Origin of the sequence: Cohnella suwonensis (genome assembly GCF_042655365.1) — a bacterium.
Lineage (GTDB): Bacteria > Bacillota > Bacilli > Paenibacillales > Paenibacillaceae > Cohnella > Cohnella suwonensis.
On sequence record NZ_JBHSMH010000113.1, the window covers coordinates 169,550 to 182,393 of the forward strand.

The following is a 12,844-nucleotide window of genomic DNA, read 5'->3' on the forward strand; positions in this document are numbered from 1 at the left end:
TCGCGTATATGAGGAGGAATGATGTTGAAATGAGCATGGAGTTTATCGAAGCGCTGTCCGAAATCGAGCGCGATAAGGGCATCAGCAAGGACGTCCTGATCGAGGCTATCGAAGCGGCACTCATCTCCAGCTATAAGCGTAATTTTAATACGGCTCAGAACGTTCGCGTGGACATTAATCGGACAACGGGGCAAATTAAAGTATACGCGCGCAAAACGGTCGTCGAAGAAGTGCTGGATCCGCGCTTGGAAATTTCCTTGGAAGCTTCCCGTTCGATCAATCCCCACTATCAGCTGGACGACATCGCGGAGATCGAAGTAACGCCTCGCGATTTCGGCCGCATCGCCGCGCAAACGGCGAAGCAGGTCGTCACGCAGCGCATTCGCGAAGCGGAACGCGGGTTGATCTACCACGCTTACGTGGACAAGGAACAAGACATCGTGACCGGCATCATCCAGCGGATGGACTTGCGCAACCTGTACGTCGATCTGGGCAAAGTCGAAGCGGCTCTGCCGCTCACCGAGCTCATGCCGACCGACAAGTTCAAGCAATTGGACCGCGTCAAAGCGTTCATCACGAAAGTCGAGAACACGAGCAAAGGCCCGCAAATCATTCTTTCCCGCACTCATCCAGGGCTGCTGAAAAGACTGTTCGAGCTTGAAGTCCCGGAAATTTTCGACGGCACGGTGGAAATTCGTTCTGTCGCGCGCGAAGCGGGCTTCCGCTCGAAGATCGCGGTTTATTCCCGCAACGAGGAAGTCGATCCGGTCGGCTCTTGCGTCGGTCAACGGGGCGCTCGCGTCCAATCGATCGTCACGGAGCTGAAGGGCGAGAAGATCGACATCGTCAGATGGTCCGAGGCGGTCGACGAATACGTAGCCAACGCGCTTAGCCCTTCCAAAGTGCTGGAAGTCATCGTATTCGAAGCGGAGAAAATGGCGCGGGTCATCGTTCCGGATTACCAGCTTTCCCTCGCGATCGGCATCAAGGGCCAGAACGCCCGCCTCGCGGCGAAGCTGACCGGTTGGAAAATCGATATCAAGAGCGAGACGCAGGCGGAGCAGGAATACGGCCGTCCGAAAACGAGCGGAGCGACGATGCACCAGGACAGCGTCTCCATCGACTGAGGGGGATCCCCGTGAGACCTAGAAAAATTCCGCAGCGCAAGTGCGTCGCTTGCCAGCAGATGATGGCGAAAAAAGAATTGATCCGCGTCGTCCGATCCCCGCAAGGGGAAATTCAGATCGACTTGTCGGGCAAGAAACCCGGCAGGGGCGCTTATTTATGCGGCAAGGTTTCTTGCTTTAAGCTGGCAAAGAAATCGAAGGCGTTCGAGCGCGCGCTCAAAGTTCCCGTCTCCGCCGATATATACGATCGCCTGGAAGCCGACTTCGTGAAAGTCGAAGACGAGTTCCAAGCGAACAAGGAGATGACGGACGACGATGAAGACGGCGAATAAGGCGTTGTCGCGGCTAGGCCTCGCCACGAGAGCCGGAAAGTTGATCAGCGGCGAGGAAATCGTGCTGAAAGCGATCCGCTCGGGGGAAGCGAAGCTCGTGCTGCTCGCGGCAGACGCATCGGACAATACGACGAAAAAAGTAAAAGATAAATGCAACAGTTACGGCGTGCGATTGCTTATCGGCTATACCAGATACGAACTCGGATCCGCGGTCGGCAAGCCCGAACGCGTGCTGTTCGCGGTCACGGATCGGGGTTTCGCCGACATGCTAACCGCCGGTTGGGTTCAACACTCGGAGGTGGAGAATATTGAGTAAACAAGATCAGACGGACAACAAAGATAAGCTTAGGGTTTACGAATACGCAAAGCAGCTCAACATGAGCAGCAAAGAAATCATTACGATATTGAAACGGCAGAATATGCCGGTCAACAACCACATGAGCGTCATGGAAGACGGCATGACGAACGCGGTGGAGAAGTTCTTCCGCGACGTGAAAGCGAACGCGGCAGCCAAGATGGCGCAAGCTTCCAAGCCTGCGTCTTCTTCCGGCGCGCAATCGGGCGATCGTCGTCCGCAAGGCGGAGCTTCTTCTAACGCGGGCTCAGGCAACAGCGGCAACGGATCGCAATCCCGCCCTGCCGCGTCGGTTTCTTCCGCTCCTGCGGTTTCGGCACCGGCTGCGTCTGCGAATCCGGCTCCAGCGGCGACGGCACCGGCTGCTCCTGCGGCTTCCGCTCCTGCGGCTTCGGTACCGGCTGCGTCCGCGAATCCGGCTCCTGCGGTTTCCGCCGCTCCGGCGCCTTCGGCTTCGCAAGGCGGCGGCCCGAACGGCGGCCAAGGCGGCTACAACCGCGACGGCAACCGTCCGCAAGGCCAAGGCGGCCAAGGCGGCCAAGGCGGCTACAATCGCGACGGCAACCGTCCGCAAGGTCAAGGCGGCTACAACCGCGACGGCAATCGTCCGCAAGGTCAAGGCGGTCAAGGCGGGTACAACCGCGACGGCAACCGTCCGCAAGGCCAAGGCGGTCAAGGCGGGTATAACCGCGACGGCAACCGTCCGCAAGGCCAAGGCGGTCAAGGCGGTTACGCGGGCAACCGTCCGCAAGGTCAAGGCGGTCAAGGCGGCTACGCGGGCAACCGTCCGCAAGGCAGCGGTCAGGGCGGCCAAGGCGGGTACAACCGTCCGCAAGGTCAAGGCGGTCAAGGCGGTCAAGGCGGTCAAGGCGGTTACGCGGGCAACCGTCCGCAAGGCAGCGGTCAAGGCGGCTACGCGGGTAGCCGTCCGCAAGGCAGCGGTCAAGGCGGATACGCAGGCAACCGTCCGCAAGGCGGCGGTCAAGGCGGCTACGCGGGCAACCGTCCGCAAGGCGGCGGTCAAGGCGGCTACGCGGGCAATCGTCCGCAAGGCGGCGGCTTCGGCGGCGCTCCGCGTCCGCAAGGCGGAGGTTTCGGCGGCGCTCCTCGCCCTCAAGGAGGCGGCTTCGGCGGCGGAACGAGCAGCGCGGCGCCTAGCCGTCCGGGTCAAGGCATCGGCGCGGGCCGCAGCTCTTCGGCTGCGGGCGCGGGAGCTCGCGGCGGCCGTCCGGACGGCAAACGCGACGACTTCAACCGTTCGGGCGCTCCGGGCGCAGCGGCCGGCAAACGGAAAGAGAACAATAGCCGGTTCGAGGACGGAAGAAACAACTTCAGAGGCCCGAAAGGCAAGGGCGGCAAAAACGCCCGCAAAGGCAATATGCCTCCGCGCGAGAAAATCGACAACACGCCTAAGAAAGTCATCGTCCGAGGCAATATGACGGTCGGCGAATTGGCGAAGCTTCTTCATAAAGACGCGTCCGAAGTGATCAAGAAATTGCTCATGATGGGCGTCATGGCGACGATTAACCAAGAACTCGATCTCGATACGGTCCTTCTCGTCGTCGGCGAGTACGGCGTAGAGGTCGAAGTGAAAATCGTCGTCGAGGATACGCAATTCGAGACGATCGAAGAGAACGACAACCCGGACGATCTCATTTCCCGTCCGCCTGTCGTCACGATCATGGGTCACGTCGACCATGGTAAAACGACGCTCCTCGACGCTATCCGCGAGACGAAAGTCGCTAGCGGCGAAGCTGGCGGCATCACGCAGCATATCGGAGCGTACCAAGTCGAGATCAACAACAAAAAAATCACGTTCCTGGATACTCCGGGTCACGAAGCGTTCACGACGATGCGTGCACGCGGCGCCCAGGTTACCGATATTACGATTCTCGTCGTCGCTGCAGACGACGGCGTCATGCCGCAGACGGTGGAAGCGATCGCACACGCGAAAGCGGCGAACGTGCCGATCATCGTCGCGGTCAACAAGATCGACAAACCGGGCGCGGATCCGGATAAAGTGAAGCAAGAATTGACCGAGTACGGTCTCGTGCAAGAAGCGTGGGGCGGGGATACGATTTTCGTCGAAGTATCCGCGAAGCAACGAATCAACTTGGACGGCTTGCTCGAGATGATCCTACTCGTGGCCGAGATGAACGACTACAAAGCGAACCCGGACAAACGGTCGCGCGGTACGGTCATGGAAGCCGAGCTCGACAAAGGCAAAGGACCGGTCGCCCGTATTCTCGTGCAGAACGGTACGCTTAAAGTGGGCGACGCCTTCGTGGCCGGCGACTGCTTCGGACGTATCCGCGCCATGACGAACGACCGCGGACGCCGAATCAAGGAAGCGGGTCCATCGACGCCGGTCGAGATCACGGGCTTGACGGAAGTGCCGCAAGCGGGCGATCCGTTCATGGTGTTCGAAGACGAACGCAAAGCGCGCGAAATCGCCGACAAGCGTTCGATCAAGACGCGCCAATCGCAGATCAAGGCGAACCAAACGGTTACGCTCGAGGATCTGTTCAGCAAAATCAAAGAAGGCGACATCAAAGAGCTCAACGTCATCCTCAAAGCGGACGTTCAAGGCTCGCTCGAAGCGCTTAAAGGCTCGCTCGAGAAGATCGAGATCGAAGGCGTTCGCGTTCGCACGATCTACAACGGCGTCGGCGCGATTACCGAATCCGATATCGTTCTTGCGTCCGCTTCGTCCGCGATCGTCGTCGGCTTCAACGTCCGTCCGGAGCCGCGCGCCCAACTGATCGCGGAACAGGAAAAAGTGGACGTTCGCCTGCACTCGATCATCTACAAGGTCATCGAGGAAATCGAACAAGCGATGAAGGGCATGCTCGATCCGGTATTCAAGGAAAGAGTCACCGGTCACGCGGAAGTTCGCCAGACGTTCAAAGTCACGAAGGTCGGCACGATTGCCGGCTGTATGGTCATCGACGGCAAAATCGCTCGCAACGCCGAGGCTCGGCTTACCCGTGCCGGCGTGGTCGTCTACACGGGCAAAATCGACACGCTCAAGCGTTTCAAAGACGACGTGAAAGAAGTGTCGGAAGGCTACGAGTGCGGCATCACGCTAGATAAGTTCAACGATCTCCAAGAAGGCGACGTCATCGAAGCGTTCGTCATGGAAGCCGTCGAACGTTAAGCGGACGCCGCGCGGCAATGCGCAAAACGGATTATTACACGCAAGCAAGATAAGGTGGGATCAGCATGGCCAAATTCCGGGTCGGGCGGGTCGGCGAACAGATCAAGAAGGAGATCAGCTCCATCATCCAGACGGAGCTGAAAGATCCCCGGATCGGATTCATCACCGTCACCGGTGTGGACGTCACCAACGATCTATCCCTCGCGAGAGTGTACTTGAGCATTCTCGGCAGCGAGGAACAGAAAGAGGAGACGCTGAAAGCGATCGGCCGGGCGAACGGATTTCTCCGTTCGGAGCTTGGACGCAGGGTAAAGCTGCGCCATACGCCGGTCATGGAGTTCAAGTTCGACAGCTCCATCGCTTATGGCAGCCACATCGAAGCGTTACTGAACCAAATCAACAAAGATTCTCGCGAATCTTAGAAAGGGCGATCGGAAGGCGGGCAACCGTCCCGTTCTTTCGCGCCATACTTACGCATGCAGCCGGCCGATGGCCGGCGATGCCGTTTTACTCGGTAATTCAGAATGGATAAGTTTCACGCTTATCCATTCCTGAATTACCTTCGCAAAGCTTCTTAGGCGTTAAGATCGCCTAAGGCGTTTTTGCTTGGTTATTCGCAAAGGATAAGCTACCCGCTTATCTTTTGCTGTATAACCGCCGCAAAAATGGCTTCGGTATCGCATTCATGCATCCATAGACGGAGAAGGCCTTTTTGCTCGGTATTTCGGAACACTGGCTAGGGGGAAACAGGCATGTGGGTCAACGCTCTGCGGGAAGCGGCCGACTTCATTCGCGAGAGGGACGATTTTCTGATCGTCTCTCACGTACAGCCCGACGGCGACGCGATTAGCTCCACCGTGGCGACGGGGTGGTTACTCGGTAAGCTGGGGAAGCGGTATACAATGTTTAATGAAGGCCCCGTGCCTTCGAAGCTTCGATATTTATGGAAAAGCGACGCCATCGTGGCGTCGGGAGACGACGCGGAGCCGCCGGCAAAAACTTACCGCAGCGTCATCTGCGTCGATTGCGCGGATTACGCCCGGGTCGGACGGACGGTTTCGTGGTTCGCTCCAGGCGCGGACATTTTGAATATCGACCATCATCCGACGAACGACGGCTTCGGTCTCGCGAACCTGATGAAGTTCGACGCCGCGGCGACGGCCGAGATTTTGTTCGAATTGATCGACGAATTCGGGCTCGCCATCGACAAGGATGTCGCGACGGCCATCTATACCGGATTGATGACGGATACGGGAGGATTCCGCTATTCGAATACGAGCCCGGTCGTCATGGCTATGGCTTCGAGGCTGCTCGAAGCGGGCGTTAACGGTCCGGAATTGGCGGAGCATCTGCTCGAGCGGATGACGCCGGGACAGTTGTCTATGATCCGGCGGGGACTAAACCGTCTCGAGTTCAGCGAAGACCAGCGCATCGCATGGCTTTGGGTGACTTCCGAGGATCTGGAGCAGACGGGAGCAACGAACGAAGACCTGGAAGGGCTCGTGAATTACCCCCGTAACGTCGAAGGCGTGGAAGTCGGCATTTTGTTCAAAGAGAACGGAGGCGCATCCGTCAAGGCGAGCTTGCGCTCCGCGGGCAAAGTGAACGTCGCGGCCGTCGCCCAAGCGTTCGGCGGAGGCGGACATGTCCGCGCCGCGGGGTTACGGGTGACCGTTCCGTTGAGGGAAGCGATCGATCAAGTCGTCGCAGAGGTCCGGAAAGCGTTGGATGAAGCATGAGCGATATGAAGCAAGCGCAATGGGAAGGCGTGCTCGCCATATGGAAGCCCGCCGGCTGGACGTCGCACGACGTCGTGGCGAAAGCCCGGGGCATGCTGAAGGAGCGCCGGATCGGCCATACGGGCACGCTCGATCCCGCCGTTACCGGCGTTCTGCCGCTCTGCATCGGACGTTCTACCCGTTTCGTCGAGTATTTGCAGGAGCTGCCCAAGACGTATCGGGCGACGCTTCGCTTCGGCATCTCGACGGATACGGAAGATTTAACGGGCAACGTCGTCGACGAAAGCGATGCTTCGTTCCTGACGGAAGAGGCGATCGTCGGGGCGGCGAAGTCGTTCGTCGGGGAGATCGATCAAGTGCCGCCGATGGTATCGGCGGTCAAAATCGGAGGCAAGCGGCTGTACGAGCTGGCGAGGGAAGGCGTAACGGTTGAACGTCCGTCGAGAAGGGTAACGATCTATTCCCTTGACGTCGAGAACGTTACCGTAGGCGTTACCCGACCCGAGCTGACGTTCTCGGTCGCTTGTTCCAAAGGCACGTACATCCGTACGCTTTGCGTCGATATCGGACGCAAGCTCGGCGTGCCCGCGGCGATGGCCGAGCTTGTCCGTACCGAAAGCGCGGGCATTCGCCGGCCGCAATGCGTGACGTTGGAGCAGATTCCGGCGCTCGTCGCGAGCGGAGAACTTCGGGAGAAGCTTCTGTCTCCGGACGGCTTGCTGACGAACGTCCCCGCCGCGGTCGCGATTTATCCGGAATCGTTGCACGTGCTGCAGGGCAAGGGCATTTCCGCGGCGAAGCTGCAGCCCCAGCCTTCCAATCCAGGACTATTGAAGCTATATCGTTCGGACGGCGCTTTCCTTGGTTTATATTCTTTGGACGAGAGAAGAGTCCGGGTCAGTCCGGTCAAAGTGTTCCATCCTTCGGAACCGGAACCGGTCGGAGGAACGTCCGATTGAACAGGAGGTCGGCATCAGGTGGAACGGTACGATTTATCGGCAGCCCACGTCACGGAAGGGCTGCCTGAAGGAGCAACGAAACGGCAAGGCGTATCGCTGGCGATCGGGTTTTTCGACGGCATGCATCTCGGACATCGGGAAGTCGTCCGGCAAGCGGTCGCCGCCGCCCGCCGCCGGGGGCTCGTGCCCGCGGCCATGACGTTCAGCCAGCATCCGCGCGTCGTGCTCGGGCACGGCTCGCATTACGAGACGGTGCTGACTCCGCTGGAAGACAAGCTCGCTTTGCTCGCCGAGATCGGCGTCGAGGCGACTTACGTCATTCGGTTCGACAAGGCGTTCTCGGAAGTGACGGCGGAGCAATTCGTCAAGTCGATTCTCGTCCCGCTCGGCGCCAAGTCGACGACCGTCGGTTTCGATTTCGCCTTCGGCCATCGCGGAGCGGGCAACGCGGAGAAGATTCGGGAATACGGCGAAGGGGCTATCGACGTCGAAGTCGTATCCCCGGTGTTCCTCGACGGAGACAAAGTCAGCAGCACGCGTATCCGGGAACGGCTTCAGGCAGGCGATTGCCATGAAGCCTCCAGGTTGCTCGGACGATGCTATGCCATAGCGGGTACGGTCGTGCACGGCGACGCCAGAGGCCGGCAACTCGGCTTCCCGACGGCGAACTTGAGTCCGGAACAACCTTACGTCATCCCGCGATCGGGCGTGTACGCGATCCGGATCGACGTGCCCGGCGAATCGGGCGCGTCCGAAGGCAGCTACGAAGGCGTCCTGAACGTCGGGCTCCGTCCGACGTTCGACGCGCCTGGCGGCGCGCTTAAGCTGGAGGCGCATCTATTCGATTTCACGGGAGATTTGTACGGACGAAGACTATCGCTCTCTTTCCATGCTTACCTTCGGGAAGAGAAGAAGTTCGAATCGGTCGGACAACTGGTCGAGCAAATCTCGAGCGACGCGTCCGAAGCCAGAAGGCTGTTCGCGTTAGCTTCGCGGCCATCTTAATGGGCGATATCGGTTGTTGAATGTTCGCCCCGTACTATGCTATACTAGACAACGTTGCCGTCGACGGGCTCACGCCCTACGCGAGCAACGCTGAACCTTGGCTTGGCGACGCGACATCACCGACGCCCGCTTGGCCAACGGCGATTACGAAAGAAGGAGGTGACCAAGGATGGCATTGACGCAGGAACGCAAACAAGAGTTGATCAACGAGCACAAGACTCACGCTTCGGACACGGGATCCCCGGAAGTCCAAATCGCTATCCTTACGGAAAACATCAACAATCTGACGCAACACTTCAGGGAGCACAAGAAAGACCACCACTCCCGCCGCGGTTTGCTTAAGATGGTTGGCCAACGCCGTAAGCTGCTCGCATACTTGAAAAACAAAGACGTTAGCCGTTACAGCGCCCTGATTGCGAAATTGGGACTGCGCCGTTAATTCGGTTACGTTACCGACGAAAGCAACCTGGACGCGCCGATATGGGGCTCTACGCCCCGTATCGGCGGCATCAGGTTGCTTTTTCCGTTATTCATAATGGAAGTTGCCTAAGAAACTCCCGGCAGGAAATAATGGAAATAGTGTCGAAAGAGGCATATACGGCAAATTCCGTTTTCTGACGGAAATCCGTATATGTCGGAAGTATCGGACAAGCGCGGGGAAGCGATAACCGAAGCGGTCCGATATTCGTACATAAGGTTATAAACAAGGAGGGAATCAGTATGGAACAACGCGTGGAAATGCAGCTTGGCGGCCGCCCGTTCGCTTTGGAAACGGGACGATTGGCCAAGCAGGCGAACGGCGCCATCGTCGTGCGCTATGGAGAAACGGTCGTACTGTCTACCGTTACGGCTTCGAACGAACCTAAAGATCTCGACTTCTTCCCGCTGACCGTTAACTACGAGGAACGGTTGTACGCGGTAGGCAAAATTCCGGGAGGCTTCATTAAACGGGAAGGCCGCCCGAGCGAAAAAGCGATTTTAGCGAGCCGTCTGACGGACCGTCCGATTCGTCCGCTGTTCGCGGAAGGGTTCCGCAACGACGTGCAAATCGTCAATCTCGTCCTGAGCGTCGATCAGGATTGCTCTCCGGAAATCGCGGCGATGATCGGAACGTCCGCGGCGCTGGCGATCTCCAACGTTCCGTTTAACGGACCGATCGGAGGCGTTATCGTCGGCCGCGTAGACGGACAATTCGTCGTGAACCCGACCCAAGCGCAAGAAGAAGCGTCCGACCTGTACGTCGTCGTGGCGGGAACGCGCGACGCGATCATGATGGTCGAAGCGGAAGCGAACGAAGTGTCCGAGGAAGTCATGCTCGAAGCGATCATGTTCGGTCACGACGAGATCAAGAAGATCGTCGACAAGATCGACGAGCTCGTCTCCGTCGCCGGCAATCCGAAGATGGCCGTGAAGCTTCACAGCGTAGACGCGGAAATCGAAGCGGCCGTGCAAGCGTTCGCGAAGGACCGCTTGGTACAAGCTGTCAGCATCGCCGAGAAGCATGCCCGCCAAGAGGCGATCGACGCGATCAACGGCGAGACGGTCGAACATTTCGCCGTGCAATTCGCCGAAACGCCCGCCAAGCTCAAAGACGTCAAAGAAGCGCTCTACGATATCGTCAAAAACGAAGTGCGCCGCTTGATCACGCACGACAAAGTGCGTCCGGACGGCCGCGCGCTGAACGAAATCCGCCCGATTTCCAGCGACGTTTCCATTCTACCCCGCACGCACGGCTCCGGCTTGTTCACGCGCGGCCAGACGCAGGCGCTTAGCATCTGTACGCTCGGACCGCTCGGCGAAGTGCAAATTCTGGACGGCATCAGCCCTCAGGAATCGAAGCGCTTCATGCATCACTATAACTTCCCGCCGTTCTCCGTCGGCGAAGCCCGTCCGCTCCGTCCGCCGGGACGCCGCGAAATCGGCCACGGCGCGCTCGGCGAACGCGCGCTGCTTAAAGTACTTCCGTCCGAGGTGGAATTCCCGTACACGATCCGTCTCGTTTCCGAGGTGCTGGAATCGAACGGCTCGACGTCCCAGGCGAGCATTTGCGCGAGCACGCTCGCGATGATGGACGCGGGCGTTCCGATCAAAGCTCCGGTAGCCGGCGTGGCGATGGGTCTCATCAAGGACGGCGACCACACGTCCATCCTGACGGACATTCAAGGCATGGAAGACCATCTCGGCGACATGGACTTCAAAGTCGCGGGCACGGCGGAAGGCATTACCGCCATCCAGATGGACATCAAGATCGACGGCATCGACCGCTCGATATTGTCGGAAGCGTTGGAGCAAGCGAGACAGGGACGCATGTTCATTCTCGGTAAAATGCTCGAAACGATCCAACAACCGCGCAAAGAGCTTAGCAAATACGCGCCTAAGATCATTTCCCTTAAGATCAACCCGGACAAAATCCGCGACGTTATCGGTTCCGGCGGGAAGATCATCAACAAAATCATCGAAGACACCGGCGTCAAAATCGATATCGAGCAAGACGGCACCGTGTACATCGCATCGGCCGACGAAGCGGCGAACCAACGCGCCCGCGCGATTATCGAAGGCATCGTCAAAGAAGTCGTCGTCGGCGAAATCTATACCGGTACGGTCAAGCGGATCGAGAAATTCGGTTGCTTCGTCGAAATTCTTCCGAACAAAGACGGGCTTATCCACATCAGCCAAGTCGCGAACGAGCGGGTGGCCAAGGTGGAAGACGTCTTGAACATCGGCGATACGGTAACGGTCAAAGTCACCGAAATCGACAACATGGGACGCGTTAACCTGTCCCGCAAAGCATTGCTTGGCAATCCGGAGCAAGCGCAGCCGTCGGTGTAATTCCCGGCGGTTCGCTTTTCTCGCGAGCCGTTTCAACCTCATAGTTCGCACAATAGAGACTCTTCATCGGGAGGTCTCTTTTTGTTTTTATTCGGAATGTCTATGTTTCACGCTTATCCGTCTCCGAATAACCTACGCAAAGCTACTCCGGCGCCCAAATGGCGCCGAAGACGTTTTTGATCGTTGCGTATCATTCTCTTCGGTTCTAGGGATGCTTACACATAATGACCTCGTTCCGGGCATAGGATGAGGCAGGGATCGCGGGACAAGACGGGGTGAACGGAATGAGGAAGAAAATGCCGGCCGGGTTTCTGGCCGGGCTTGCGTTGATCGGTTGCGCGGTATGGCTCGCGGGTTCGTATGGACCCCTGCGTTCATACGTTCAAGACGTTAAACAAGGCGGAGCGGCGGACGCCGCGGTGATCGCGGTCGCTAACGCCGAACCGGAATCGGACGACGCTCGCTTGCTTGCGTATATTCAAAGCGAAGCGGATAAACGCATGCAACAGCCGGTCGACGCGGTCATCGACCGCGTGTGGAAAGCGATTCCGGGTTACGACGGCAGGACGGTCGACGTGCAGGCGACGTACGGCAAAGCGAAATCGCTCCGCGCGTCTCCGGGAGACAAAGGGTTTCCGTGGATTTACAAAGCGATCAAGCCCAAAGTCTCGCTTAAAGATTTGCCCGTGCAACCGATCTACAAGGGCAACGCGGGTAAGCCTTCGGTCGCGTTGATGATCAATGTCGCGTGGGGAGACGAATACTTGGCGCCGATGCTCGATATTCTGAAAGAAGCGGGCGTAAAGGCGACGTTTTTTTTCGACGGGACATGGCTCTCGAAACATATGGATACCGCGAAAGCGATTATCGCCCAGGGGCACGAGGTGTCCAACCACGCGTACACGCATCCCGATATGAGCAAGTTGGGCGCCGCGCGCCAACGCGAGGAAATCGGCAGAACGGAAGAGTTGCTGAAGAAGTTGGGCGTTCGCAACGAGTGGTTCGCGCCGCCATCCGGGTATTACAATGCGAATACGGTGAAGGTCGCTTCGGAATTCGGGCTGCGCACCGTGTTGTGGACGCTGGATACGATCGACTGGATGAAGCCTGATCCGTCCGCCGTCGTAGAGAAAGTGTCGCGCAAGGTAGGACCGGGCAGCCTCATTCTCATGCATCCGACGTCGACGTCGAGAGGCGCGCTCGCGGGGATGATCAAAGCGATACGGGCCAAGGGACTAACCCCCGGGACCGTGTCGGAGACGCTGTCGTCGGAGAGGACCGACGTTCGGTTGTGACGGTTGTCGTAATTTGATATATTGGTACTACTGCCTGTACCTTAAG

The 12,844-nt window shown here is 58.4% G+C and carries 11 protein-coding genes; all 11 read left to right on the forward strand.

Translation table 11 applies throughout. The features are described from left to right. Positions 1 to 29: 29 nt before the first annotated feature. The 11 genes from nusA (at position 30) to ACFPPD_RS25620 (ending at position 12,798) form a co-directional block, all read left to right on the forward strand. Positions 30 to 1,127, forward strand: a complete 1,098-nt coding sequence (gene nusA / locus ACFPPD_RS25570; RefSeq protein WP_209746803.1) for a transcription termination factor NusA — start codon at positions 30 to 32, stop codon at positions 1,125 to 1,127. An 11-nt stretch (positions 1,128 to 1,138) separates the two neighbouring features. Continuing rightward, a complete protein-coding gene (gene rnpM / locus ACFPPD_RS25575; RefSeq protein WP_209746800.1) occupies positions 1,139 to 1,459 on the forward strand; it encodes an RNase P modulator RnpM in 321 nt (106 codons plus the stop codon). Then, positions 1,443 to 1,775 carry a L7Ae/L30e/S12e/Gadd45 family ribosomal protein gene (locus ACFPPD_RS25580; protein ID WP_209746798.1) on the forward strand — a complete coding sequence of 111 codons (333 nt, stop codon included), beginning with the start codon at positions 1,443 to 1,445 and terminating at the stop codon, positions 1,773 to 1,775. Before rnpM ends, ACFPPD_RS25580 begins: the two co-directional genes overlap by 17 nt. After that, positions 1,768 to 4,971, forward strand: coding sequence for a translation initiation factor IF-2 (gene infB / locus ACFPPD_RS25585; protein WP_209746796.1), 3,204 nt, complete (start codon positions 1,768 to 1,770; stop codon positions 4,969 to 4,971). Before ACFPPD_RS25580 ends, infB begins: the two co-directional genes overlap by 8 nt. Positions 4,972 to 5,036: 65 nt before the next feature. Continuing rightward, complete coding sequence (gene rbfA / locus ACFPPD_RS25590) at positions 5,037 to 5,393, forward strand: 30S ribosome-binding factor RbfA (RefSeq protein WP_209746794.1); 357 nt, start codon at positions 5,037 to 5,039, stop codon at positions 5,391 to 5,393. A gap of 330 nt (positions 5,394 to 5,723) precedes the next feature. Beyond that, positions 5,724 to 6,710 (forward strand): DHH family phosphoesterase, encoded by a 987-nt coding sequence (locus tag ACFPPD_RS25595; protein WP_209746792.1) that lies wholly within the window; start codon positions 5,724 to 5,726, stop codon positions 6,708 to 6,710. Next, positions 6,707 to 7,669, forward strand: a complete 963-nt coding sequence (truB, locus tag ACFPPD_RS25600; RefSeq protein ID WP_378083833.1) for a tRNA pseudouridine(55) synthase TruB — start codon at positions 6,707 to 6,709, stop codon at positions 7,667 to 7,669. Before ACFPPD_RS25595 ends, truB begins: the two co-directional genes overlap by 4 nt. A gap of 18 nt (positions 7,670 to 7,687) precedes the next feature. Beyond that, positions 7,688 to 8,674, forward strand: a complete 987-nt coding sequence (locus ACFPPD_RS25605) for a bifunctional riboflavin kinase/FAD synthetase (RefSeq protein ID WP_209746790.1) — start codon at positions 7,688 to 7,690, stop codon at positions 8,672 to 8,674. A gap of 169 nt (positions 8,675 to 8,843) precedes the next feature. Then, complete coding sequence (gene rpsO / locus ACFPPD_RS25610) at positions 8,844 to 9,113, forward strand: 30S ribosomal protein S15 (RefSeq protein WP_209746788.1); 270 nt, start codon at positions 8,844 to 8,846, stop codon at positions 9,111 to 9,113. Between the two features lie 281 nt (positions 9,114 to 9,394). Further along, positions 9,395 to 11,503, forward strand: a complete 2,109-nt coding sequence (gene pnp, locus ACFPPD_RS25615) for a polyribonucleotide nucleotidyltransferase (protein WP_209746786.1) — start codon at positions 9,395 to 9,397, stop codon at positions 11,501 to 11,503. 284 nt (positions 11,504 to 11,787) lie between these two features. Further along, complete coding sequence (locus ACFPPD_RS25620; RefSeq protein WP_209746784.1) at positions 11,788 to 12,798, forward strand: polysaccharide deacetylase family protein; 1,011 nt, start codon at positions 11,788 to 11,790, stop codon at positions 12,796 to 12,798. Positions 12,799 to 12,844 lie beyond the last annotated feature (46 nt).